At 44.5% G+C, this 25,400-nt stretch carries 18 protein-coding genes and 1 riboswitch; of the genes, 4 read left to right on the top strand and 14 right to left on the bottom strand.

Features of this window, described 5'->3' with window-relative positions:
* Positions 1–63 precede the first annotated feature (63 nt).
* Positions 64–741 (bottom strand): SGNH/GDSL hydrolase family protein, encoded by a 678-nt coding sequence (locus EKN16_RS15025; protein ID WP_125658622.1) that lies wholly within the window; start codon positions 739–741, stop codon positions 64–66.
* A gap of 30 nt (positions 742–771) precedes the next feature.
* Positions 772–1,734, bottom strand: a complete 963-nt coding sequence (locus tag EKN16_RS15030; RefSeq protein WP_125658625.1) for an alpha/beta fold hydrolase — start codon at positions 1,732–1,734, stop codon at positions 772–774.
* A 79-nt stretch (positions 1,735–1,813) separates the two neighbouring features.
* On the opposite strand from EKN16_RS15030, the gene EKN16_RS15035 reads away from it, so the two are divergent.
* Complete coding sequence (locus tag EKN16_RS15035; protein ID WP_232016440.1) at positions 1,814–2,800, top strand: polysaccharide deacetylase family protein; 987 nt, start codon at positions 1,814–1,816, stop codon at positions 2,798–2,800.
* Positions 2,801–2,910: 110 nt separating this feature from the next.
* Here EKN16_RS15035 and EKN16_RS15040 read toward each other — a convergent pair whose 3' ends face one another.
* The 6 genes from EKN16_RS15040 to EKN16_RS15065 all read right to left on the bottom strand — a co-directional run bounded on the left by EKN16_RS15040 (position 2,911) and on the right by EKN16_RS15065 (position 15,251).
* Positions 2,911–8,370: a sugar-binding protein gene (locus tag EKN16_RS15040; protein ID WP_125658628.1), complete on the bottom strand. Its 5,460-nt coding sequence runs from the start codon at positions 8,368–8,370 to the stop codon at positions 2,911–2,913.
* Between the two features lie 247 nt (positions 8,371–8,617).
* On the bottom strand, positions 8,618–10,534 hold the full coding sequence (locus EKN16_RS15045; protein WP_183530842.1) for a beta-N-acetylhexosaminidase: 1,917 nt from the start codon (positions 10,532–10,534) through the stop codon (positions 8,618–8,620).
* 8 nt (positions 10,535–10,542) lie between these two features.
* Positions 10,543–11,379: a carbohydrate ABC transporter permease gene (locus tag EKN16_RS15050; RefSeq protein ID WP_125658633.1), complete on the bottom strand. Its 837-nt coding sequence runs from the start codon at positions 11,377–11,379 to the stop codon at positions 10,543–10,545.
* A gap of 27 nt (positions 11,380–11,406) precedes the next feature.
* Positions 11,407–12,351, bottom strand: coding sequence for a carbohydrate ABC transporter permease (locus EKN16_RS15055; protein WP_221226904.1), 945 nt, complete (start codon positions 12,349–12,351; stop codon positions 11,407–11,409).
* An 84-nt stretch (positions 12,352–12,435) separates the two neighbouring features.
* Entirely contained in the window at positions 12,436–13,899 is a 1,464-nt protein-coding gene (locus tag EKN16_RS15060; protein WP_125658635.1) for an ABC transporter substrate-binding protein, read from the bottom strand.
* 74 nt (positions 13,900–13,973) lie between these two features.
* Positions 13,974–15,251 (bottom strand): Gfo/Idh/MocA family protein, encoded by a 1,278-nt coding sequence (locus EKN16_RS15065; protein ID WP_125658638.1) that lies wholly within the window; start codon positions 15,249–15,251, stop codon positions 13,974–13,976.
* Between the two features lie 235 nt (positions 15,252–15,486).
* On the opposite strand from EKN16_RS15065, the gene EKN16_RS15070 reads away from it, so the two are divergent.
* Together EKN16_RS15070 and EKN16_RS15075 are read left to right on the top strand one after the other, a co-directional pair.
* Positions 15,487–16,491, top strand: coding sequence for a LacI family DNA-binding transcriptional regulator (locus EKN16_RS15070; RefSeq protein ID WP_125658641.1), 1,005 nt, complete (start codon positions 15,487–15,489; stop codon positions 16,489–16,491).
* 64 nt (positions 16,492–16,555) lie between these two features.
* Positions 16,556–17,824: a Gfo/Idh/MocA family protein gene (locus EKN16_RS15075; RefSeq protein WP_125658644.1), complete on the top strand. Its 1,269-nt coding sequence runs from the start codon at positions 16,556–16,558 to the stop codon at positions 17,822–17,824.
* Positions 17,825–18,024: 200 nt separating this feature from the next.
* Here the strand turns inward: EKN16_RS15075 and EKN16_RS15080 are convergent, their stop codons facing one another.
* Positions 18,025–18,696, bottom strand: a complete 672-nt coding sequence (locus EKN16_RS15080; RefSeq protein WP_232016442.1) for a 3D domain-containing protein — start codon at positions 18,694–18,696, stop codon at positions 18,025–18,027.
* 4 nt (positions 18,697–18,700) lie between these two features.
* Positions 18,701–18,918, bottom strand: a riboswitch (cyclic di-AMP (ydaO/yuaA leader).
* A 179-nt stretch (positions 18,919–19,097) separates the two neighbouring features.
* Here EKN16_RS15080 and EKN16_RS15085 point away from each other — a divergent pair.
* A complete protein-coding gene (locus tag EKN16_RS15085) occupies positions 19,098–20,120 on the top strand; it encodes a mannose-1-phosphate guanylyltransferase (RefSeq protein WP_125658650.1) in 1,023 nt (340 codons plus the stop codon).
* A 57-nt stretch (positions 20,121–20,177) separates the two neighbouring features.
* On the opposite strand, the gene EKN16_RS15090 is transcribed toward EKN16_RS15085, so the two are convergent.
* The 5 genes from EKN16_RS15090 to EKN16_RS15110 form a co-directional block, all read right to left on the bottom strand.
* A complete protein-coding gene (locus tag EKN16_RS15090; protein WP_125658653.1) occupies positions 20,178–21,128 on the bottom strand; it encodes an ATP-binding protein in 951 nt (316 codons plus the stop codon).
* A complete protein-coding gene (locus EKN16_RS15095; protein ID WP_125658656.1) occupies positions 21,089–21,709 on the bottom strand; it encodes a PAS domain-containing protein in 621 nt (206 codons plus the stop codon). Before EKN16_RS15095 ends, EKN16_RS15090 begins: the two co-directional genes overlap by 40 nt.
* A gap of 103 nt (positions 21,710–21,812) precedes the next feature.
* Positions 21,813–22,430: a TetR/AcrR family transcriptional regulator gene (locus EKN16_RS15100; protein WP_125658659.1), complete on the bottom strand. Its 618-nt coding sequence runs from the start codon at positions 22,428–22,430 to the stop codon at positions 21,813–21,815.
* A gap of 358 nt (positions 22,431–22,788) precedes the next feature.
* Positions 22,789–23,550 carry a CAP domain-containing protein gene (locus EKN16_RS15105; protein WP_125658662.1) on the bottom strand — a complete coding sequence of 254 codons (762 nt, stop codon included), beginning with the start codon at positions 23,548–23,550 and terminating at the stop codon, positions 22,789–22,791.
* A gap of 640 nt (positions 23,551–24,190) precedes the next feature.
* Positions 24,191–25,336 (bottom strand): PD40 domain-containing protein, encoded by a 1,146-nt coding sequence (locus tag EKN16_RS15110; RefSeq protein ID WP_125658665.1) that lies wholly within the window; start codon positions 25,334–25,336, stop codon positions 24,191–24,193.
* Between the last annotated feature and the right edge of the window lie 64 nt (positions 25,337–25,400).

Raw genomic sequence — 25,400 nt, forward strand, 5'->3', positions numbered from 1 at the left:
CAAGCAAACAACCCTCACGCCTTATGGCTTGGGGGTTGTTTGCTTGTACTTGTTTTGTTGCGGCTATTCAGGATCCTTCGTATAGTCAAAGCCAACGGACTTAAGAAATGAGCGCGCAATAATAGCATGTCCCGCTTGCGTTGGATGAACACGATCCCAAGCTAAGGTAGCGGAGTACAGATGCTTCAATACTTTATCAAATGCAGCTTGCGTATCAACAAGAATGGCGCCATGCTTAGCTGCTAATCGCTTCACTACCTCGCCATATTGATCCATTGTCGCTCTCATACGATCCGCTTTATTAGGCTCGATGAAGAAGGGTGTCATTAGGACAAGGCCCTTCAATTTTGGTTTGGATTGAAGGATTGTTTGGAGAATGAGTTCCTCAAGCGTTGCTTCATATTCTTCGATGTAGACATGATTCTCTGTCATCGTTGGAACATCGTACTGCCGCCAAATATCATTCGTACCTATCATAATAGCAAGCCAGTCCGGCTTCAGATCGATAACATCGGTTTGCCAACGTTCCTTGAGGTCACGTACACGATGTCCGCTTGTCCCCATGTTTACGACACGAATGCCAAGCTCAGGGTAAGTTGATGTTAACAAAGCCTCAACTAGTCCTACATACCCTTTACCTATCGCATCGAATAAGCCTTCTCCTACAGGTCTAGCTCTATTGCAATCCGTGATGGAATCACCGATAAAAACAAGCTTGTCATTCTTCTCAAATTGAAGCATGTAAAGTTCCTCCCTTATACGTTATGAAACTTAATAGTTGCCTAAGAAAAATTGAAAGATTTTATCATTTAAGCCTGGTAGTCCTTCATGCCCATAGTCCGGATAAATTTCCGTTCGCTTGATGGATGTGATCTTATTGTAGGCGGCGTACTGGGTAGAAGGCGGGCAGACGGTATCCATTAGCCCAACTCCAAGCAAGACCTCTCCCTTTATTCGAGCGGCCAAATGTTGAATATCGATATAGCCAAGTGTTGTGAAAATTTCATCCTCGCGCTCATGCTGCGGGTCAAAAAAACGGAAATAAGTACGCAGCTCCGCATAGGCATCCTTCGCCAAATCCATCTCCCAAACCCGGCGATAGTCACTTAGAAAAGGATATACCGGTGCTAGCTTACGAACCCTCGGTTCAAGCGCCGCACATGCTAGGGTCAAAGCGCCACCCTGAGACCAACCTGTGGCATACAGCTGCTCAGGATCAATTCCAGGCATTGTTAATGCAATTGAAGCCAGTTGAGCCGTGTCGAGGAAGATATGCCTGAATAACAGATGATCAGGGTGACCTTCCAGCCCACGAATAATATGACCATTTAACGTATTGCCTTTCACGCCTCCAATATCCTCGGAGTAGCCTCCCTGACCTCGGCAATCTAAGGCAAATACAGAAAAACCAAGGGCAACAAACCCAAGAAGATCATTCCAATCGCCAGCATTCCCAGAATAACCATGGAATCTCAAGACCGCAGGCTGCAGCTGTTTGGAATCACGAGGACGGGCATATTTGGCATGAATGCGAGCGCCCCTCACACCGGTAAAATAAAGGTCTAAGCATTCCACGGTTGACGTTTGAAATGCGCTCGGAATAAGCTCAACTTGTGAATCTGTTTCCCGCATCTCTTGGAGAGCTCGCTCCCAATATTCATCAAAGTCAGTCGGCCGCGGATTAATTCCTGAATACGCTTGCAATTGTGATAAAGGCATGTCGATTGTTGGCATCTATGTACTCCTTTATAAGGTTATTTATTCCTATGTTACGTGTTTTACTCATCAGAAGTAAAGCTTATTCTTCTTGCTAATGATGCATGTTACCGATCAGTCAGGGAACAATGAAGACACGAAGCGTAAATCAGTAACGAACATGCAGCGAGGCGAAATGGAGGGAATCTTGATGTTATCGAATCGAAGGCTGCGACAAACCATTTTATTACTTCTCGCTTGGAGCCTCCTCTCTATCTCACCCCATGCTGCTGTTGCTGATGGAAAGGTAGAACCATCCGGCCATAAGCTATCTTCTCATGCCGACAGCCTCGATTCAGAGCCTTCCTTTACGGCAAAGCAGAAGAAGAAGAAACGTCAGAAAAGGAGCCGCAGCCGCAAGCAGTCCAACTCTTGGGTGAACCTACAGACTCAGTTCCCAGGTATATTTGTTATGGGTGGCCCTCGTAACCAAAGGAAGGTAGCTCTCACCTTTGATGATGTGCCTGACCCTCGTTTTACACCACAGGTGCTAGAAATTCTTGCTCGTTACAAGGTTAGAGCGACGTTCTTCGTAGTTGGCTCGCGAGCAGCCCGTCATCCAGATATCGTACGGCGCATGCAAAGAGAAGGACATATCATTGGCAATCATTCATATAACCATGCGCTATTTTCTCGTCTGAGCATGACAGCTTTTCAGCAGCAGATCATGAAGACAGAACGCATTATTAGACCTTTAGCTGGTTATAGCCCGAAGATGATTCGTCCGCCTTATGGTGAAATATTACCAAAGCAAGTCGAGTGGCTTAAACAAAATGGATATATCGTTGTCAATTGGGATGTGGATTCTGCCGATTGGCGGGGACTAGATAGCAATCGGATTCTAATCAATATTAAGCGGACGCTTCAGCCGGGATCTATTATCCTACAGCATGCCGGCGGCGGAAAAGGCCAAGAGTTAAATGGGACGATCGCAGCATTGCCTAAGCTCATTCAGCTGCTCCGGAGTAAAGGGTACACCATTGTAACACTGCCTGAGCTTCTAGGTACGCCTCAGTCACGCCAAACTAACCGTTCCTCTAAATAGAAAAACGGAAGGAGAACCTTATCAGCAGGTCCCTCTTTCCAAAAATAAAACAAGCTGTCCCTTAGTCGCTGCTTTACGACTTTTGGGACAGCCCAAATTATGATTCTTAACTAATAGATGCGGTTTAACAGTCTTTCCATAAATACAGCAACTTCTGCCCTAGTTGCATTCGCTTTGGGATGAAGAGAGTTGCCCTCACCTTCAATCAACCCTTCTTGAATCAACCCTGCTATGCTGTCGACAGCATATTCGGCAACGCTGCCATGATCAATGAAGCTAGATAACTGTTCCATGTTCCCTTTTGTTTGTAATTTTTCGAGCTTCGTTAGTGCACGGGCTGCGATGGTGAACATTTCTTGACGGGAAATTTCACTTTTTGGATTAAAGCTACCGTTGCCTGTTCCTGAAATGATGTTCAGTTGCTTAGCCATTCCTATCGCCTCGTAATAATAATCGCTGCCAAATACATCATTGAAATTTTTATTATCTTGTACAGCCCCGTTCACATTTAAGACTCCTTTTAAATCCAAAGCTCTGACTAACATCGTGACAAAATCTGCTCGTGTAATATTCTGTGCCGGTCCAAATGTATCGATCCCAATCCCTTGGATGACTTCTCTTGCCGCCAATGCTTCGATCGCTGCCTTAGCCCATGTGTGGTTTCCAAGATCGGAAAAGGTCTTATTGACAAACATAACGACAAACGAACCGAAATGGTTTACTTTAAAGCGTACGCTTTTTGTCGTTGGATCGTATTTTCCATTGGAAACCACAACCGCTTCGCCTGCCTCATTAATGGACCATATGACGATATGATTCGGCTTTTCGGCTTCCTTTGCTGATGGCACATAAGGTATTTCAATTTCAACATGTGTATTTGGATGGCTCCAAGCGTATTCTTTGCCATCTATTTTTGTTGTGAAATTGATTGCTGGATGATCGCCGATTTGATCGATCAGATGCTGAGGCCATTTCATTTTGCCTGCATCTGCATCTCCTATGACAAAGGTAACGATCTTGGCATTCGTTGCTGCCTTTTCTTGAAAGAAATTAGAAGACAATGTCATACGTGCGCGTTGTGTAATAAGTTCGATTTTCTGCTTAGAGTTAAGTTTGGTAATGGCCTCTGCAGGAACTGAAATTTCCGTCCTTTTTTCACCTTGCTCTCCCTTGACTTCAATTTGAATCACTGCCAGCCCCGAGCTATCCACATGGGTACTCTTCCATGCTTTCTCTAAAGCTTCTATGTTCACTTCGGCTGTCGCAGTCAATCCATCACCGTCAACTTTAGTGTTCACTGTAATCGTACCGTTCTCCACTTTAAGAACATCTGGTCGTATACCCCCAGCTGATCCATTGCCAGAACCACCAGGAACACCAGGTATATCGATTGCTTTTACAGTCAAGTTGAATTCGGCAAATTTCGTTGCATCCACCTTGCTGGTGGCGCGAAGCACAGCAGTTCCTGGAGCTTTTGCAGAAACCAATCCAGTCGCCGTAATTTGGGCCACACCCACCGGCTGTTCGCCATATACGGACCAAATGACCGTTTTATTACTGGCATCCTCTGGAAGTACGATCGCATTCAGCTGCATCGTATCCCCCACTTTCAATATTCCTTTTGTGTGATCGAGACGAACTTCATCCACGGTCACTTCCTGAAGCCTATTGACCGTAATATGACTTTCTGCATAAACATTTTCTGAAATCGTGGAAGCTCTGATCACAGCAGTACCCAAATTTTCAGCAGTAACCACACCGTCCGCACTTACTTTAACCACGTTATCGGAAGATTGATTCATTACAGTCCATGTCACATTTTTATCATAGGCGTTCTTTGGTAGTACAGTAGCATTTAATTTCACACTTTCTCCTACCGCGAGCATGACTTCCGGTTGATCTAACGAAATGCTTTTTGGCTGCTCTAACTTAGGAGGGCCCACAAGCTGAAATGCCAAATAATTCGCTGTATTTGCCCCATCCATAATACCATCCTCTGTCAAACCGAGTACGCCAATGTCTGGATTATCGTTATCATTGATATGGGCGGTAAGGCCAATCCATTGATTTTCTGCTGCTGTGATGCCAATCGTTTCCCAAGGTATCGCCATTTCCACGCTGTATCCTGTATCCGTTTTTACGGATTTTTGAATAATCCCTTTTGTTAATTCGCTCGGAAAACCTTCCAAGTATACCGTATCGTCTCCAAATCTGAACAAATAATGGGGTGCATGATCACCCGTACGCGGCCCTTGTAGGAAATCCCCGTCAATAAAAAGCTCCACGCCGTCTTCCTCCCAAACAGGGCGTTCCTTTGGCGCATGAATCACATCATCTTTCACATCATAGGCGGCATATAAGTATTTCGCATCCCATTTCAAACCCATTTTTGCCGTATTATTTGTTTGTCCAAAGGTAGAGAACCCTAAGTTGTAATTTATATCCCAGGTCGATTCATTTAGCTTGCCATCGATCAAGATTTCATCTTTCAAGCTTTTAGCGATTGTAAAACTGGCATTTTTTTTCGCAAACACTCTGTCTTCCCAACTAAGAGATGAAACCGTATCTTTGGAAGTATCTTGCGTTAAACTTAGCTTTCCTTGTGCATAGCCACTAGCATCATTAACATTCTTATCGTTGACATGGATGTTAAAACCAATGACATTCTCACTTCCTGGAGTCACTCCGATTACACGCCATGGGATCGCTACTTCCAACGAATACCCATCGTCTGTTTTAACCGTATGCTGTTTAATGCCATCCGTTTCTTTATGTTTTGTGCCATAAGCATATACCTGATTATCCTGATATCGAAACACATATCTTACGGTATGATCGGTGTACTCTCCCTTCATGCCGTCGCCGTCGATATAGATTTCCACAGAATCATCATCCCACGGCTTTGCTGCATTCGAATTTACAACATGATCATCCTTCACGTTAACTCCGACATACAAGTATTGATCATTATACAGGAGATTATATTTTGCCTCGTTATTCGTAACCCCCGATTTGTAAGACAACTCCTTATTGACGTTCCATATCGCATCATCTAAAACACCATCAATATGAGGTAAGATCGGACTATAATTGATCTCCATTTGCTTTATCGCTTCCTCATCGGGCTCTATAAAATAAAAATGATCAAAATACAATGTTATTTCCGAAATGCCCGGGTAAGTCCAAACCATAATAGATGAAATATTATTCTTATCAACACCTGTCAATTCCGAAATAGGAAAAGTAATATGGTGAGCGCCAGGGGTAATTCCACCTAGTGCGTGATCAGAGGCATGGCCAGATTTGTCAAAAACCTTAACAAAAAGCTGCAGGGCAGATTGCGAATCATTAAACACGTCGAATTCCAAGGTTTTAGCCTTTGAAATATCTTTGTTTTTCGAGCTTACAGGCAAAATCATAGCAGGCCACGATCCACCCGTCATATCGGGAATCTTAACTTTCAGCGATTTAATACCGCTAGTCGCATGTTCCTCCGACAAGCCTTCTTGAGTTGCCCCATCAGTCATCACAATTCCGTTCAACGACAATTCATCTTCAAAATCATTAAAATCGATCTTTTTCATTATGGGTTCCATCGTTCTCGAGTTCTGAATAAAGTGTCTAGTGATAACTTCGTGCTGAGCATCCTTATTCAGTGTGATTGTAACCTCATTCACACCCACTTTTGATGGAATACGCGCAGCATATTTATGTGCAACATTGTTTCCGCTAACAGTTGTGCCTAAAATTGTCGTACCGTTAATAGTCACATTTGTACCTATCTCAGCATAAACCGTTACTTCTTTTTCCATCGTTCCAGTGAGAGGGTTACCAATTACAATAAGCGAAGCAGGATTCTGATCCAATTGTTCTATCATATCCGCCACTTCACTGCGTACATCTTGGAGATCCTTCGGATTTAATGTGAAGGATTTTACATTTTTAAACAGCGAATCATAATACAATTTCATGATATCGTCTACAGATACATCAACTTTTAAATATTGTGCTGCTTCTTTAACTTTTTGCTCTAGCAGCCATAAATACTCATAGTCTTCATTGCCATCTCGAATAGCTTGTAGTCTTAATGTAGGAATAGCCCCGTTAATTCCGTATTTATCGCCCGGATATAACAGCGAGCCTTCACCATTTGCCCCTTGAAATGACACCGGATCATTCCATATATCTCGATTCACATATTCAATTCCATTATATTTCTTGTAAATATTAACCGCCCAGTACAGATTGCCTTCAATTCCGTATGACTTTTGCATCCAAGACAACAATCGCGCGCTGATCAAATTATCGTCAATATGGTACGTAGGGTAAGGATTTTGGTTTGCAATACATCCGTACCACCATACATGACCCCCATTGGATTGATGTTCCCTAACCATTTCCAAATCTTGCTGCGTTGTAAATTCACTAAATAGTGGGGAAAACGTATTTACATACGGAGCTAAAGCTGGTTTTATTCCGCTTGTTACAATATGCCGCAATGACGGGTCAATAGCTTTGATCTTATTGCTAAAATCAATGACTTTCTGATACAGCGCCGGAGTCGGCTCATCAATATCTCTACCCAGATAATAATAGGCTTTATCAAGAAGTCCTGATTTATCCAAATCATTAACTAGCTTTGCCGCTTTTCCATCATCAAAATCTGAAGCCTCATAAGGAATCCGATAGGCCGAGACGCGAGGATCCTTTACATATTGTGCGGCATCCTTCACAAATTTATCGTAATTGTCAGACGGTATAGGTAAATCCATTGCTGTAATATGATAGTCAAGCATAAGATCATAGTAATTCCTCATTAGTTCCCAATATTCCGGGGTATTAATCGTAATTCCAGGGTGACCTGCCAGCAGCATGTCTCCGCCCCAGATTGTAAATGCGGTCTCTGCATGATTTTCCTCTGGAAGCGCAAAGTTTCTAACCTTTACGTTAATTGGGACTCTATTTTCCTTTCCATTAACAATTAAGCTAATTGAGCCTGAATAAACGCCTGAAGGTGTGCCTGCATCCGTTTGGACAGTAAACCAAAATGCCTGATTCTCTCCTGCCTTCACATCGACTTTACCATTAAGTCCCATATAGGAGGCCAGAGGAATCAACGCATCTGGATACCAGCCAATTGGTAAAGCTCCTGTTGTGCCTTTGGTTACATTCACGTAATGCTGGACATAAATTTGTACGTTTTGAGAAGAAATGATTGCGTTTTCATAAGTGAGATCTGAGATGCTCACCCCCGTCACCTCAGCCCCGCCCTCCCCAGCAGTAACGAACGCTTGGCCGCTCTCATATTCTCTTTTTGCCATATCCAGATTAATACTATTGCCGTCAAGCGGGGCTTGATTTTTTAATATATTCATCGTGTTGGGAGCCGTCCAAATTTGATACGAATCCAACCCTGAGTCAAGTTCAAGACCTGTATTCGCAAATAAATGGTCAGGTTTAGCAGCCTGGGCGCTCGCAGCCGATTCACCCATTAAAATATAAGGGACAGTTAAACATAAAATGAGAACTCGAACCAATATACTCCAACTCATTCTTTTCATTCGAACCATGATTATTTCTCTCCTTTATAATTGTTTTAAATTACAACAACTGCCTTTTGGCATTCGCATCTGCACCAGTCAGTTTCAACCAAAATCATGAAAGCGTTAACATTTTTATCAATGTTTAATAAGTCTCGACAGCCCCCCTTTTTTACTTGCCTGTCGGGAACTGCCAAGGAGTGAATCCATGAGTTGGCAACCACATTTCCGGCTCTTCCGCAGTTATCGACCCTAGCGGAAGAGCTATAAATTTCATTCAGGTAAACTTGTTTGCACTCGCAATAAGATGATAGGACACAAAATAGTCCGCTTCCGCTCCCTCATGTCCAAGCCTATCATCAAAATAAAGTCTTCTCTCTTCCAGCTCCTCAATCCGCTCGATAATACCGGCTAAATAATCAGTTATGCGGTCTTGTGCGGACTTTAATCTTGCTGATAGACCACCATAGCGAATATCTAATATTTCCCATCCTTGAGGTTTATTCGTTCTCATCCACTGTTCACGGTGCGAAATTCTTAAAGCTTCCACCTTTAATAGCAATTCTGGCAGCACTCCTCCGGCAATATGCTCTAATAGGCTATGATCCCCGCCAACGTAGGCATTTCTTAGGCGCAATCCCAAATCCGCCTTTAATTTAAGCACATCACCCAAGCACGCAAGAAAACCGAATAGATGATTGGCAGTATCCCTAGCGTCAGCTTGCTCCCGATATAATTCTGCAAGTCGTCCATAGTGCCCAGCAAGATCTACATTCTCAATATGTTTGTCGAAAAGACCTAACAGCACATCCTGCCACAACAAATACTTGGATGGATTGGAGAAATCACCATGCTGCTCCGTCAGCAAACCTGGTATATGATCCAACAACTCGAGATTCATAAAATGTTCATAAGGAATCCCCGTGCAGAAGCTCGTTCTTTGTTGCAGCTTCTGTTCGTCCATTACTTTGGCATAAGCGTGTTCAGCATATAACTGCATCCCTGGAAGCATGGACCATATATTATTCTCAGCTCCATTATCCCCCCAAGCTGTTACGAATACTTCCCTTACGCCTTCCTGCTTGCAGGCCTGCAAAGCCGCATTGGAGCACTTCAGCGTACGAGTATAATGCGTGCACATGCCAAGCCAAGTCCATATGCCGCCAGCGAATACCGGAACGGAACCTAGCTCTTGGTGTCTTCTTATCATGGCCTCGTAAAACTCCTGCTCATAATGATAATAGTCCCAATAAACGAGCTGTGTTCCCTGGGGAATACGGTTAGCATGAGCATCATCGATAACAGCTTCGAGATCATAATAGTCATGCGTCTCGGAGCCGATTCGAAAATACATGTCACTCCAGATCAATGGCTGCAGGCCGTAATTCGCCGTTATTTCCTTTACCTTGGACAAATGCTCATTCATTAGCTCAAAACGGTTTTTGTATCCGTAGAGATCCAGTGCACGTCCTCGCCCCAATCCTTGAGCCTCATCCATCCCGATATGTATGCGGCGGCTGCGAAAGGTACGCGACACACTGTCAACCATTCGATCGATCAATTGATAGGTTTGATCTTGCCCTACCAAAAGAACATCATGTGAATCTCTTAAATTAGCCGCTGCCTGCCACTTTAAGAAGGATTCGAGATGTGCGAGTGTCTGGATACATGGTATCATCTCGATGCCGAGCTCCGCCGCATAGGCATCACACTCCTGCAATTCTCCAATCGTGTATCTGCCGCGCATGTAACCGAAATACGGCTCTTCTTCTACTGTATAGGTATCCTCGGTATACAGCATAAGTGTATTCATGCCCATCAGAGCCATATATCTCAGCAATTCCTTGACACTCTCGATTGTTGGTACAGCATTCCGCGAGCAATCGAGCATTATTCCTATCGTATCGAATTGCGGTTCCTCCCGGATCTCAGTAAGCCGGTCCGATCTTATGGATTCGACTACTAATCCAATCGCTCGAAACAGGTGATTACTGTCACGATAAACAATCCTCGCACCTGCTCCCTTGAATGTCACAATTAGCTCGGGATTTTCCGTTCGTTCCAGTGTTATCGGCAAGCCTCCACTGATTGTACGTTTCAAACCAAGCATGCCGCATATTATATCTATCCCAGTATCCAATCCGCTAAGCTCACCGTAGAACGAAAATTGTTGCTGTTTCACGCTCATGCTCATGCCCATGCTCATCCTTTCATCGACCCCATCGTTGCACCCTCCATAATTCTTTTCTGGAATAACATATAAAAAATGATTAAAGGAATCATGACAATAATAACGCCTGCGAACATCGTCACCCAATCCGACGTATATTGCATCTTCATATTTGCCTGATACATGTTAACCCCGATCGTATATTTAGACGGATCTCCCAAATAAATAAACGGTCCCAGAAAGTTATTGTACAGCCCGAGAAACTTAAAGATGGCAACCGTTACGATTCCGGGTGTAGACAAGGGCACGATAATCCGCCAGAACATCTGGAAGATCGAAGCACCGTCCATAAAAGCGCTCTCCTCCAAATCTTTAGGAAGCGAGGACATAAACCCACCAAGCAGCATGAGAAAGAACACGTTCTCCCCAAAGCTATCTAGTATAACCAAACCTGTTAGACTGTTCGTTAGATGCAGTGTCTTCATCAGAATGTATTGGGGCACCAATGCGTTGATTCCCGGCAAAAACAGTGAAAGCATAATCAAACCCCAGATCAGTTTCCTGCCGCGAAAATTCATTCGTGTTAACGCATAGGCGTTAAGCGTCGTTAAAAAAGTGCCCAACACCAAGCTCACACCAACATAATAAAACGTATTTGCTAATGATTTGCCGATGTTATAATCATTCCATGCCTTTGAATAATTGTCCCACCGCAGTTCCGTAGGTAAAGCCCATATATCTTGAAAGAACGCAGCATTCGTTCTAAAAGATTGATACAGTATCCATATGACCGGAAAAATGATGGATATCGCCCACAGAAGAAGTAGAAGCCTCCATACTCCATCCATTAAAGTTCGCCGTTCTGCCATGCCTTGCTACCTCCTTGATTACCTGTGCTAGAACTCGACATTATCCTCCGGAAATAATTTATCAATAATCAACTTTGCCCCGACAAGAATGACGAACAAGAACATTCCTATGGCGGAAGCGTACCCGTAGTTGTGATATTCTCTTCCAAATGCGAGATTAAACATATACAGCCCAATGACGTCTGTCGAACCTTCCGGTCCGCCGTTTGTCAAAATCATGATAATCTCAAAGCCCTTAATCGAACCGAGAATGACAAACACGACACAGACCCGGATAACTCCGCGTAGGAGCGGAATCGTAATGCGGAACAGAATTGTCATCGGACGCGCTCCTTCCAGAACGGCCGCTTCGTACAGAGATTTAGGAATAGCACTCATCGCATTGATGAAAATCACGACATATAGGCCAACTCCACCCCATACCATCGGTAATACCAATACCCAAAAGGCTGTTCTCGAATCCCCAAGCCAGTAAAAGTCATCCATAGTCAAACCGAAGAGCTCCAGCATGCCATTAAGCAGCCCAAAGCTTCCATCGAAGATAAACGACCACAGCAATGCAATAACAACGGTAGAAAGTACATTCGTAAAGAAAAAGAGAACCTTATAAATGGCATTTTCCTTATACGATTTATTGTTCAGTAAATAGGCTAGCAATAATGAAATAAAGACGATAAGCGCAGGCACGACGATCATATAGAGCAGGTTGTGGTACAAAGCACGCCAGACGAATTGATCTTTAACCATGTTTACATAGTTGTCGAATCCGACATACTTGGCAGCTGTTAATCCGTCCCAATCCAATAGGGAGTAATAAACCGACATCACGTTCGGGTACAAGGTGAACAAAAAATAACCAATCAATGACGGGGCAACCGCAAGGAATAAAAAGACGGCTCGCTGTCTTTTAGCCTTATCGGTCCCCTGCCGCTTCCGCACAACCGGTTGATTTCCGTTTATCCCGGCATTCAAAGCGTCTCCCCCTTACATAAGTAAAACGGCTTCGCCGTCCTAAGACGGCGGCGCAATTTTGTATCGAGCAATCAGATAAACCTTTTACTTTTTTGGACGGTCTTTCTCGATTGCGATTTGCTTAAGCTTCTCTGCTTCTTCCAACACCGGTGAAGGATCTTTCTTCCCTGTTGCTGCTGCTGTTATTAGTTCGCTCAGCAGCTTGTCCGCTTGTCCATGCTCAGGACTTGTAAGTCCAAATTCGCGACGATAAGAAATATACTGTACTTTATGTTTTGTTGCATATTCCATTACGGCTGCCTGAGTAGGCTGCAGCTTCGCGATACGGGCAGGATCATCACCAAAGTCAAGTCTTGCTGGAAAGGCTCCAGCATCTGCAGCAATCGACTCCTGAATTTTAAAATCGTACAAGCTCAGGATGAATTCCTTCGCCCACTTTTTGTTTTGATCAGGCTTGTTTTTCCAGATTACAAATGCAGTATCGCCCACCCCGGAATTAACGAATACGGTTTGGTTAGCATCGTTGGAAGCCGGTACGGCCATGAATCCCCAAGTGAAGCCTTCCGGCGTACTTTCTTTCATCTCATTGCCAACCCAATCTCCGGTTGAAACAAGCGCAGCTTTATGCTGAAGCACTTGCATTTGCGATTGTGTATGGTTCAGTGCCGCTACACCCGCAGGGAAATAGCCTTTCTTTCCAAATTCGTATAATCGATTCCATGCTTCTTTGTTTTCTGCTGTTGTAAGCTGCGGCCCTGTAAAGCTACGGAAATTTTTGATGTAAGTATCAAAAGTTCCATTGGCTTTAGCTAAATCGAACTGAATCGTATTGAAGACATAATCGGTAAGGTAACCGGCATATACGCCTGGGAATGTAATCGGGATGATACCATCTGCTTTAATTTGATCCAGAAGCGCTACAAACTCGTCCCATGTAGCCGGATTTTTATTCCAGCCCTTCTCATCAAACAGCTTCTGATCATAGAATAGGCCTGCCGTATATCCGGCAATCGGTACCCTGGCCGTAAAACCCATACTAAGAGATGTGTCGTATGCATCATCGGAAATAACCGATCTCAGTTTTTTGCCCGTCTCTCCCGGTATGTCGCGATCCCACAAATCGTCTTGCGGCTCCAGCTTGCCGGCGTTAGCCAAACGTTCCAGTTGGCCTGCCGCCGAGAAGTTCGGAATAAACAAATCGAACATGTCATTGTCGTCGCCAGCTGCGATCTTTGGTTCGAGTATTGTCGACAGCGTTGGAGTTGAGGTAATGTCGAAATTGACATTCGGATATTTCTCGGAAAACTTCTTAACCGCCAGATCCATCCAGGTACGACCCGAACCCGCCTCCCAGAATCCCATCTTCAGCGTTACTTTCTCATCCTTAGACAGGCCGTTCTCCGGGTACACGTTAGCTTCATTTGTCGGGTTTGTGGTGCTCGTGCCCGGATCGGCATTCGCCGGTTCTTTGTTTTTATTCCCTGCGCATCCTGCTAGCAGCACAGCTACCATGACAAGAGATAATAATAATGCGGTTACATTTTTCATTCATTTGACCCCCTATTAGTTTTTTTCAGTTGATATTATCAGTTGATGTTATATGAAGCTGCTGAAAACTCAGCTCAACTGCAAACGGAATGGCCATGCTGTTCGCTCAATCCTTGGATCTCGACAGAGCTTCCGCCCGCCAGTCTGGATTGTTCCGCCGCAAAGGCCATCAAATGGCTTTGCAAGGAAGCTTCAGCCGATGTCAGCCCCTGACCTCCGTTGTTGTTCTCATTCCGAACTTGCTTCAGAAATTCCCGCATCAGGCCTTCATCGCCGCCCCCATGGCCTCCTTCTTCAGCGGTCACGAGAATATCGATCGCTTCTTTTCCGAAAGGGTATAAAACAATCTCGTTCTTCTCCATGTAACCTCTGATTTCGCCCAGAGTCCCCATAATTTGAACAGTTCTAGAAACATCATGCGAGAAGCCTGACATCGTAAATGATGCGGTAGCGCCACTTTCAAACATCATATTGACCACCTGGTGGTCGACCACATTATTATCGCAATGATAAACACAGCGACCGAACGGACCTTTCTGAATCGCTTCTTTGATACCCTCTGGGGTTAAATCGTTCGTGATAAAACGGGACCACTCGTGTGTATCCGCCTCTTCATAGATTCGGATTGCTGAATAAGGACATTCCCTTTCGACCGCGCACCCCTCTGAGCAACGAAGCGCTGCACCCTCTGGAGCATTCTCCGAACGGAAATGCAGAAGCGAGCCGTATGAACTGATTCCCGTACACTTCTCGTCAATCAACCAGGATAGAATGTCCATATCATGGCAAGACTTCTGTAAAATCATCGGACTCGTTTCTTCGGACTTGTTCCAATTCCCCCGAACAAAACTATGTGCCATATGGAAATAACCCACATTTTCGCTTAATTGTACGGATGCGATTGTACCAATGATACCGCTTTCGATAACCTCCTTGATCTTCGACCAAAAAGGGGTATATCGCAATACATGACTAACCGACAACAAACGATTATGCTTGCGAGAAGCGTGTGCCATGGCGATGACTTCATCTACTGATGGAGACATCGGCTTCTCAAGCAACACATCGTATCCCAACTCGAGAGCTCTCATGGTCGGTGCATAATGCATTTTGTCTTGCGTGGAAATCACGACAATATCGGCAACTTTACGATTAGATAGGACCTGTTCCCAACTCTCGAACACTTGTCCTGGCATTAGTTGATGTTCCGCGGCCGCAAGCTGTCTTCGTTCTTCATTCGGTTCTGCGATAGCGACAATTTTCAGTTCATCCGGATACTTATTCGCATATGCACCATATACGAATCTTCCTCTCGCGCCGGCTCCTACGAGTACTGCAGTGATCTGTTTCACTAGGTTGATAGATCCCACCTTTCCATACATACATCGATAAACTCTGTCTCACCGGAATCATAACACCCGTTATATTTGATTGTCAATTCCTTTTTTTTCGCATTAAAACTCTATTGTAAGTGCTATCATTTCTACTGTTTTTGAAATTTATTATACGTAAATTGACGTTTCAGACCCTTTCGGGCTATAATATAACCATCGTTATGTATATATTCTATTAGAAGGAGATTGCCCTATGGTAACGAAAAAAGAGATCGCAGAGCACCTCGGTATTTCGCGAACTGCCGTTTCTCTTGTATTGAACAACACTCCAAGCAGTACGATTTCACTTGAAACACGAAGTAAAATACTCCAAGCAGCTAAAGACCTTGGCTACCGGGACGTGGAAGTCTCTCCCAAGCTTTGCTATATACTCTACGATCGGGATGCGAATGATCCACGTTATATGACAGATCTACAAATCATGGAAGCAGCAGCCAGTCGTTTCAATTACGGATTGGTTTTTATGAATATCACCCATGCCCCCGAGTCATTGAGCAAATTGCAAAGGTCTCTAGAAAATCAGGAGATTGAAGGCTTTATCGTATCTGGAGACGTAGACGAAAAGCTCGTTGATATGTTTAGCCACTCGAATACCCCATATATCTTTTATGGTCTGCCTGTTCGTGACAAAGAAAACGATCTCAATTTTGTCGCCTTTGACAACGGGAAGCTGGCATTTGATGCCACCCAATATTTAATCTCGCTCGGTCATACCCGTATCGCATTGTTTATGGGAAGCATGGATTACCATATCCATCAATTGACCTTGGAAGGCTACAGTCAAGCGCATAAAGAAAACGGCATTCCCCTGGATAAGTCCCTAATTCAAATTAGTAACGATGAGAATGGTTATGAGCTCGGTAAAAGAGCCGAAATGCTGCAATTGGATTATTCGGCTGCCTTCTGCGCAAATACCGTTATTCAATTTGGCGTCCTCCAGTATCTTCAGAGCAAGGGCGTATCCGTGCCGAGCGACATCAGCCTCATTGGATCAGGTTTAACTGAGCTTGTGAAAATCAGCGTCCCTCAACTGACAACCTACTACGTTTCCACAGCGGACAAAGAAAGGACAGTGTCCCTCCTGCTTGAGATTATAAATAATCGAAATTCGGCGGGTGCATTCTCGTCGCGGGTAACGGAATTCGATCGTTTCGAGGGCGGTACGGCTTCATCTTGGAAGCCGAAGGGAAAACAGTAATCCGCATGGTTGCGTCATGAATCAGTTACCCTGCTATATCATGATATAAAGGAGATTTTGACAAATGAAGGCTATTACAGCGTTATTACTAGGCGCCGGCAGCAGAGGCAATTTTATCTACGGCCCCTATGCGGAGAAATATCCGAACGACCTTACGTTCGTGGCCGTTGCAGAACCCGACCCGCATAGAAGAGCGGCATTCGCCACTCTTCACGGGATTGCTTCAGAGCAATCCTTCGTATCGTGGGAGCAAGCACTGGCTCTAGGAAAAATAGCCGACGCAGTTATCGTCAGCACGCAGGACCGCATGCATTTCGAACCGGCGATGAAGGCGCTTGAGCTTGGCTATCACGTTATTTTAGAAAAACCGATGTCTACTTTGCCCGAAGAGTGTATAAGTCTGGAGGCAGCCGCCAGCAAATATGGTCGACTGCTTATGGTGAGTCATGTGCTGCGGTACTCCCCCTTCTGGGCGGGCATCAAGAATGTAATCGCCGAAGGGAAGATCGGACAGATTACTTCCATTCAACTAACGGAGAATGTCGGACATCAACACATGGCCCACAGCTACGTACGTGGACATTGGCGCAATACAGCTCTATCCAGCCCGATCATTCTAGCCAAATCTTGTCACGATTTGGATCTGATATCTTGGCTCATGGATCAGGATTGTACCCGAGTCAGTTCCTTCGGCAGCCTGATGCATTTCCGGGAAGATCAAGCGCCAGCCGGCTCTGCTGCCCGATGTACGGATGGTTGCTCCGTGGAGAAGAATTGCCCATACTCTGCGATCAAAATCTATTTGGAGACGACAGAACCCAACTATGCACGTTATATCTCTAACGAACCAACTCCAGCCAATATTTTGCAAGCGTTAAAAGATGGGCCCTATGGCCGCTGTGTATATCATTGTGATAATGATGTCGTCGATCATCAGATCGTTAATATGGAATTTGAAGACGGCGCTAACGCCACATTCACACTATCGGGTTTTACCCGTCATATCGCTCGTACAGTTCAAATTATGGGTACTCATGGCGAGATTCAAGGAAATATGGAAGAAGGATGCTTTCGGACCTATCATTTCGCATCTGGACAGTGCATCAGCCATCAATTCGATATTACACATGACGGACACGGTGGCGGGGACAATCACTTCGTCAGCTCCTTCGTGGATGAGATACGCCGCTTTAATACGGCGCAAAACAGCGGCCTGACGTCAGCTGCCGCTTCCCTACAAAGCCATTTGATCGCTTTCGCAGCAGAACAATCTCGATTATCCGGCGGCAAGCCGGTTGAACTGTCTTCCTCCTTTATTCCCCTAGGACAATAGGTTTCAACGCCCCCTAAGGAGCAGGGTCGTGTATATCGAAAGAAAGAATAGTGAAAATGTAAAATAAGCTCTCATGGCCAGCAGACCATTGAGAGCTTATTTTATGTAATGTCGCAGGTCTCATGCCTACCATGACATGCTGCCGCAGGTAGACGTTCAAATCAGCATATCACAACTGGATTAGGTTTCGAGTCGAAATATTAATTGAGAATGAAAACCTTCACATATTGAAAGCCGAATTCTGAAGCCTGCTTTTGCGATTGCGGGATGAAAATATCAATTCGATCTCCTTTAATGGCACTGCCCTTATCAGTAGCAATAGCCATCATACCACCAACTGGCAAGCCGGCATGATCATAACCGGTAATGTATACTTTACTGCCCATTGGAATTCGGTTAGGGTCTACCGCTATCGTTCCTAGCTTCAAAGGATTACCGTAATAATCTACTGCTCCCCAGCCATTCTCGGAAGCTGCTGCTGTGTAAGCGCTAGCTTTTGCCTGTACGACATCCGAGACGCTATAATCACGACCGCCGACTGTTATGCTATCTGCATTTACAGTGCTTTTTGCAGTCATAACCTGATTACTTGCCTGTTTCTTGGCAGCCTCCGTCGAGCTCACGTTCGGGTTGTTCGTGGCGGATGCGGGAATGACAATAGGAAGTCCTTCATAAATGTTCAGTGGATCTACGTTCGGATTAAATTTCTTAAGCTCCTCCAATTGAATGCCAAATTGCTTGGAGAGCTTCCACAACGTATCGTTCTCTTTGGCCTTGTAGGTCGTGGCCGCGCTGGCCGATCCTGCATGAATAAGAATAGCAATGCTGAGCGCTGCAGTAGCTGCGCTTTTTTTCCAAACTTTGTTGAACAATTTAATGTCCTCCTTTTTTTCGCCTGCGAGGTTAGTTGTCGGATTCGGATTGAGGAGTTCAACCCTACACATTTGCGGATAGCTCCGCTCTGCGATTCACCCCCAGCGCTTGCGCGCAATCACCGTGAAATCAACCACTTCTCAGTGTTCATTCTCGGTGGAAAACACCTTCTAGTGTTCTCCAAAAGATCCCCCGTACAAAAGTTTCGGCTCGCGTAAGAGAATACCATAGCTCAGCAGCTATTCCTACAGGTAAATCAGCCCAGTTGCATCAACGGCACGTACAAATACCGTTCCAAAGGCATCTAGAAGATGAATACAATAACAGTATATTTACGGGTTTCTCTGTCTTTTTTCACAGAGCCCATCCCTTGTCTTCTGTATGGAGGTGACCTAACAAATTGAATATTGTCATTATGGCAGGTGGCAAAGGGACACGATTTTGGCCCCGAAGCGTAGATAACCTGCCCAAGCAATTTCTTAATTTTCACTCGCAGCAAACCTTAATTCAAGAAACAGCGGCCCGCTTCCAGCAGCTCGTCTCTGCGGATCATTTATTCATTGCGAGTCCTGAACGATATTTACCACTACTTGATGAGCAGCTCCCCCTTTTTCCCAAGCAGCAGCTTATTGTTGAGCCCGAACAGAAGGATACCGCAGCATGTATTGCGCTTGCAGCCTTTCAATTCTTGAACGCTAACAATGATGAGGCTATCGTATTCGTCCCTTCCGATCAGCATGTTGCAAATGAACCAGCTTTCCTTCATGCCATTAAGCTAGCTGCTGATACGGCTGAGATGGAGGATGCAATTGTCACGCTTGGCATCACGCCAAGCCGACCAGAAGTCGGTTTTGGCTACTTAAAGACCGCAGAATCCAGCGATCATTTACCCCCTAGCGTTCTCCAAGTTGTTCGTTTTTTGGAAAAACCTTCAGAAGAGCGGGCCAGGCAGCTCCTGCAGGAGCCTGGCATGTATTGGAACAGTGGTATTTTTGTCTGTCGTCCCTCCACCATTGCTCGATGTATTCAGCTTTTTCAGCCAGACATATGGAATAGCTTGCTCCAATACCCTCTAGATCCCGCAGCTGCTTACGCATTGATGCCCAAGCTATCGATTGATTATGCCGTCATGGAGAAAGTCGAGACGATGTACTGCATTCCCGTAGATTGCGGATGGGATGATATCGGTTCTTGGGCAGCCGTTAGCCGTCACTCTTTAGCTGATGTGGATAGTAACGTAAGTCAAGGTACAGTGTCTCTAATTGGCTCCACAGGCAATACGGTTTTCACTGATGATGATAAACAGGTTCTTATAATTGGTGTACATGACCTCATCATCGTCTCCACTTCTAACGGCCTGCTCATCTGTTCTAAGACAGAAGAACCCCGACTAAAAACGTGGTTAAATCAAACACCGAGGTGATTTCCCCTTAAAAGGCTGGCTTGCGAATGGGGCTGTCCCACAGCCCCATCCTCTTATTCAATATTGTTGGATGACTGGTAGCTGAATGGTCACTGTTGTACCTTTATTAAGCTCACTGGTAATGAACATTGTACCTTGATGGGCTTGAATAATTCGATGGCAAACCATAAGCCCAAGACCCGTACCGCTGCTTTTCGTCGTAAAAAATGGACCTCCAAGCTTACCCAGCTGTTCCTTTGGTATACCGATTCCTTGGTCCGTAATTTGGATCATGACCAGATCTGACTGCCGCGTATCTAATTCGATCATTACCTCGCCGCCTTCAGGCATCGCTTCAATGGCATTCTTCAGAATATTAATAAAGACCTGTTTCAATTGATTCTCATCACATCTTACAAAAGGGTGACCGTCATCAATTTGGGTCCTGATCTGTACATTATTCAAATTTGCTTGAGTTTCCAACAACGTATTCACATGCTGCATGATATTAATTAAATCGTGATTCTTCAAATGGTTGGCTTGCGGCTTGGCAAGCGCCATAAACTCCTGAACGATGGCATTGATCCGATCAAGCTCAGTCAGCATGATATCATAATATTCATGGTAGTTATCAGTCTTAGATTTTAGAAATTGCGTAAATCCTTTAAGTGAGGTTAGTGGATTGCGGATTTCATGAGCTATACCAGCAGCCATTTGACCCGCAATGAAGAGTTTTTCCGCCTTAATGAGCGCTTCTTCTTCCTTTTTTCTTTCCGTAATATCTCGAAAGACCGACTGGACCACATATTCATGACCCTGAAAATTATGGATGCGTACACTAGATACTTCCGTATCAATAATTCGTCCGTCCATCGCAATTAATTTAAATTCACTAAACTCATTCGGCTCATCCGTCTTCAAAACTTCTTCTATACGCTGAAAGCTTTTAGCCAAATAATCAGGATGTAAGAGTTCTTGACAAGAATAATTCAATATCTGCTCCTCATCCGTAGCTCCCAGTAAAGCCATGCATGCATTATTGATAACAGCAGCTTATTTCCATCGTGGACTATAATGGGTTCAGGGAGATAGCGTATCAGCTGTCGATAACGCATCTCATTCTCGCGAATGATTTGATTGGCTTGAACGAGATTCGTGATATCTATGACCGTACCGAGCAGCGCTGGCTTCCCATTTAACAGGAATGAAGTTGCTTTCGTTTCATAATAAAAAAAACTTTTATCTTTTCGAATGCCCCTTAGCGAATAAAACTCCCTCTTCTCATGACCTTGCAGCCTTTGTTCCGTTTCTTTTCTAAGACGATCGCTATCTTCGGGATGAACAAAATCCAAGGGTCTCATAGCTAGCATTTCATTTTGCGCATATCCAAATAAATTGGCAAGGCTTTGGTTAACATATACAATCTTGTCATCTTGAACGAGATAAGCACAAGTAAGCGATTTATCTAATAAATGATACAATTGTTCCACGATCGTGATTGAACCAGAACCGATAGACATGGAAGAACGAAGTGACTTAAACAACTTCCTTCGTTCCATGTATTTCTTAGCAAGAGATTCATTGACGTATAGGGCTCGGTATCTCATCATCTATCCCCCGGTGTATAGAAGAAGCTATATTACATCAATTCGCTATCTCTATTGGAAACACCTTGGTACTTGAGAACTATTTATAAACGAATAATAAGGTATACTATGGATTTCGCATACCGGTTACCAAAATCTGTATGCCTTCATTAAAGATCGGTAATATTCTCTCCAGTAAGCTCTCAACTGGCTCACTATGATCGGTATAAGTATGAATAAAGCCCTGCAGATAATACACGAGTATCCGTCCGTTATTAAGGGTTCTGTTAGCATCTGTCGTCTGCGTTGCTTCCTGCAGCAGAGACATGATATGACTGAACAAACGATTGCGAATTCGATTCACTTCTAGTTCCGGCTCAACTACATCAACTCGAACAGAGCCTGATGTGAATAATACGGTTTGAAGACTACCATGCGTTAGGCAAAAGACGACGTATTCTCCGATGGCAGCCATTATTTTGTCCATGCTGTCTAGTGCCTCATTATTAGTTTGCGCCAGAAGTCGCTGTTCTAGCTCGAGTAGAGGGGGGATTGCGATTTGTTGAAGCAAATCCTCTTTGTTCTTAAAATATAAATAAATGGCCGTATGCGAGCAGCCTGCTTCCTTGGCAATTTCTCTCATCGTTACGGAATGATAGCCTTTCTCTGCAAAAAGCGAAGCAGCCGCATTGCGAACGGCTGCTTTCATTTCCTCCGTAAGCTGTTTCCGCCTAGATGTCGCCATATCTATCTCTTCCTTTCCAAATTAACACAAAAGTAAATAACCGTTGGTTATATTATAACCGACGGTTATTTACTGGTCAACTTTGATTGTGAAATGTTTTCTCAGATTACTTGTACATACAGTATATGTCAACGACCTCACGTCCGTCACGATACATTCCCACTAACTACTCACGATTGGAACGAAAACATCCCTAGGTTTGTGCGGTATCGATAACGAATTAGCCTCTGGCTTTCGAATGATGAATTGTGGACCCAGCTATTAATAGGCATTTCCCTCGAGGATTAGACAAAAAAAGCGGCCTCGATGGCCGCTTTGCTGTAGGAAAAGATAATAAGGAATAGACCCTCAGGAATGATTAAGAGGTAAACTCTTGTACCCATTCTCCATTGTAGTACGCAACACCAATTTTATTGTAATTAGCGCCTAGAATGTTGGCACGGTGACCTGCGCTGTTCATCCACGCTGTCATGACCTCTTGAGGTGTACGCTGTCCTTTGGCAATATTCTCACCCGCATAGGAATAGCTAACCCCATAGGCACGCATCATATCAAATGGAGACCCGTAAGTCGGAGAATTATGATCAAAATAATTGTTGGTATACATGTCTTTTGCTTTATCAAGCGCTACTTTATTCAATAGCGAATCGGATTTCAATGCTGATAGTCCAGCTTTTGCCCGTTCTTGATTAACTAGTGCAGCAACCTGTGTAGCAAATTGACTCTGCGTAACTGTACCTGTCGATCCGCCACCAGTAGTTGTGCCTGTGCCTGTGCCAGTTCCAGTGCCAGTTCCAGTTCCCGTTCCAGTGCCAGTTCCAGTTCCCGTTCCAGTGCCAGTTCCAGTGCCAGGTTTCACCGGTACTTTAACGGTCATCCCAGGACAAATCCAGTTAGGATTAGCTAGTGATGTATTCGCTCCGAGCAAAGTGTTTAAGTTAATGCCATACTTCTGAGCGATTTTGTACATCGTATCAATGCTCGTTACATTATACGAGACGGAGGTTACGTTTGTGGAGGCTGCATTGGCCTTCTGTACGGCTACTCCTCCGCCAAGCACGATTAAACCTGCTGCTAGCACGCTGGCTACACCTACGCGAAATGGTTTTTGCATCTTCATGAATGAATCCTCCTAAAAGTTTTTTGCGCTACTTCCTGAGTTACATCTCTGCAAGCAGAAAACCACTTCGGAAGCATACGCTTAGTTTTTTGCGCTACTTCCTGAATTACATCTCTGCAAGCAGAAAACGACTTCGGAAGCATACGCTTAAGTTTTTTGCGAGATAACATGACGTTCTTCCCGACGCCACCCATGTTATCACAGGAGGATTCATCATTCATGCCACAATATATACCAAAGCCCCATTTAGGCTCATGTTTACACGCTTGTTTACCCCTTTATTCCGAACTGATTTCCGTCTTCATCCACGAAAGAAGTGAAATTAACCAAAGGCCATTTTTGTGGTTTCTCAATCTGTACGCCATGCGCTGAAAGCTCCTTATAGTCTGTTGAGAACACTTGCTTTCTGTTGATCCTCCACGTAAACATAATAACCTAGCGAAGCGGACGGAATCGTTCTGAAGAAGCGGTAGCGTTCGCCTTTGTCTCCGTATTTCTACCCCTGAGGGCTAGAATCAAGAAATAGGGAGACAACAGCGATCGTAAGAATGATCCGTCCGCGCAGCGGGCTTTTACGCACAATGCTTCGAACTTATCAAGCTCTTATTAGTATTGAGCAAATTTAAAACCACTCCATTATTTATGATTTCAATGTAATGATATAGGTAATAAATACATATTTGTTATCCTGAAGAACCGCTGTCGTGGTAATGATTTTATGACCGGAAGGACTCCAGACAAGAGGGTCTGCAATAGACTGCACGTCTACCGCTATCTGGGTTGATTTACCAGATACAACATCTGCTACAAATACCCCTTTAACCCCTCCTGTCTCGGAGCTTTCGCTATAAGCCAGCTTCGTTCCATCTGGTGACCAGCTTGTACCGAATACCTGTGTGCTTTTGGCAAGAGCGACCTTTTTGTGAAGGGAAGAATCCGTTATGGTTAATTCCATTTCTGTATCGGAGGTACGTTTCACAAGTGCTAATTGCTTCCCGTCAGGTGAGGGGATAAGCCAAATCACATTCCTATCCAGCAAGGTTGTTTCTTTGGTTACAGTGCTAAATAGAAAGAGATTATTATTGATTCCAATATAATACAGATTGGCTCCGCGCTGTACCACATTATAGAGGAGTGGATTTTTGGTAATTGTAATCACGTTCATTTCACCATTCAAGTTAGAAGAAAGGATTCTCCCCGTCATGACTGGAAAGACCAGCTGTTCATTCCCGTTCCAGCTGCCTTCCTGAGTACTCATCTGCTCGGAACCCGTCTTAACCGTCTTACGCGTTCCAAGATCCATGATATAACCCGTCCCCGTCGTTTCCTCCGTCACTTTGTAGAACATATATTTCTTATCTGGTGAGAGGACCGCAGCACCTTGATTATCTGTTCCCTCTTTCAGCGCCTCGTCCTTGCTTTCTCCTTTACTTAGATCACGAATATAGAGATTATGCGGATAACGCTCCCGACCTTCTATCGTAGTCGGCTCCATCTTCTTGTTCTCTTTATCAATAATTAATTTATCCTCGCCCAGCCAGTCCAATCCACGAATTCCATTCAGCTCGTCAATTTTCACGACTTCAATTTCTGTATGGGCCGCTGCCGGTTCAGTATCCACTATTGTGATTGTTTTCTGCGGTTTCTCGATCACTTCCCGGCCCGAGCCTTCACCGCCGTTATTGGTAACAGGGCCGCTGCAGCCTGTCATAAGCAGGAAGCCTACAATCCCAACCGCTGCGGCTATCTTTGTCATATTCCTTTTGCTACCCTGCAAGTCTCTCATCTTATGACCTCCTGTAGAGCTGATAGGTCTAATCGTACAAAACGAATTTATCCAACATTCGCCC

It is taken from the genome of Paenibacillus baekrokdamisoli (assembly GCF_003945345.1).
GTDB lineage: Bacteria > Bacillota > Bacilli > Paenibacillales > Paenibacillaceae > Paenibacillus_Z > Paenibacillus_Z baekrokdamisoli.

Bases quoted from the DNA above. Each gene is read 5' to 3' on its own strand.
- EKN16_RS15025 (WP_125658622.1), bottom strand. From the start codon at position 741: ATGCTTCAATTTGAGAAGAATGACAAGCTTGTTTTTATCGGTGATTCC.
- EKN16_RS15030 (WP_125658625.1), bottom strand. From the start codon at position 1,734: ATGCCAACAATCGACATGCCTTTATCACAATTGCAAGCGTATTCAGGA.
- EKN16_RS15035 (WP_232016440.1), top strand. From the start codon at position 1,814: ATGATGCATGTTACCGATCAGTCAGGGAACAATGAAGACACGAAGCGT.
- EKN16_RS15040 (WP_125658628.1), bottom strand. From the start codon at position 8,370: ATGGTTCGAATGAAAAGAATGAGTTGGAGTATATTGGTTCGAGTTCTC.
- EKN16_RS15045 (WP_183530842.1), bottom strand. From the start codon at position 10,534: ATGAGCATGAGCGTGAAACAGCAACAATTTTCGTTCTACGGTGAGCTT.
- EKN16_RS15050 (WP_125658633.1), bottom strand. From the start codon at position 11,379: ATGGCAGAACGGCGAACTTTAATGGATGGAGTATGGAGGCTTCTACTT.
- EKN16_RS15060 (WP_125658635.1), bottom strand. From the start codon at position 13,899: ATGAAAAATGTAACCGCATTATTATTATCTCTTGTCATGGTAGCTGTG.
- EKN16_RS15070 (WP_125658641.1), top strand. From the start codon at position 15,487: ATGGTAACGAAAAAAGAGATCGCAGAGCACCTCGGTATTTCGCGAACT.
- EKN16_RS15075 (WP_125658644.1), top strand. From the start codon at position 16,556: ATGAAGGCTATTACAGCGTTATTACTAGGCGCCGGCAGCAGAGGCAAT.
- EKN16_RS15090 (WP_125658653.1), bottom strand. From the start codon at position 21,128: ATGGCTTTACTGGGAGCTACGGATGAGGAGCAGATATTGAATTATTCT.
- EKN16_RS15095 (WP_125658656.1), bottom strand. From the start codon at position 21,709: ATGATGAGATACCGAGCCCTATACGTCAATGAATCTCTTGCTAAGAAA.
- EKN16_RS15100 (WP_125658659.1), bottom strand. From the start codon at position 22,430: ATGGCGACATCTAGGCGGAAACAGCTTACGGAGGAAATGAAAGCAGCC.
- EKN16_RS15105 (WP_125658662.1), bottom strand. From the start codon at position 23,550: ATGAAGATGCAAAAACCATTTCGCGTAGGTGTAGCCAGCGTGCTAGCA.
- EKN16_RS15110 (WP_125658665.1), bottom strand. From the start codon at position 25,336: ATGAGAGACTTGCAGGGTAGCAAAAGGAATATGACAAAGATAGCCGCA.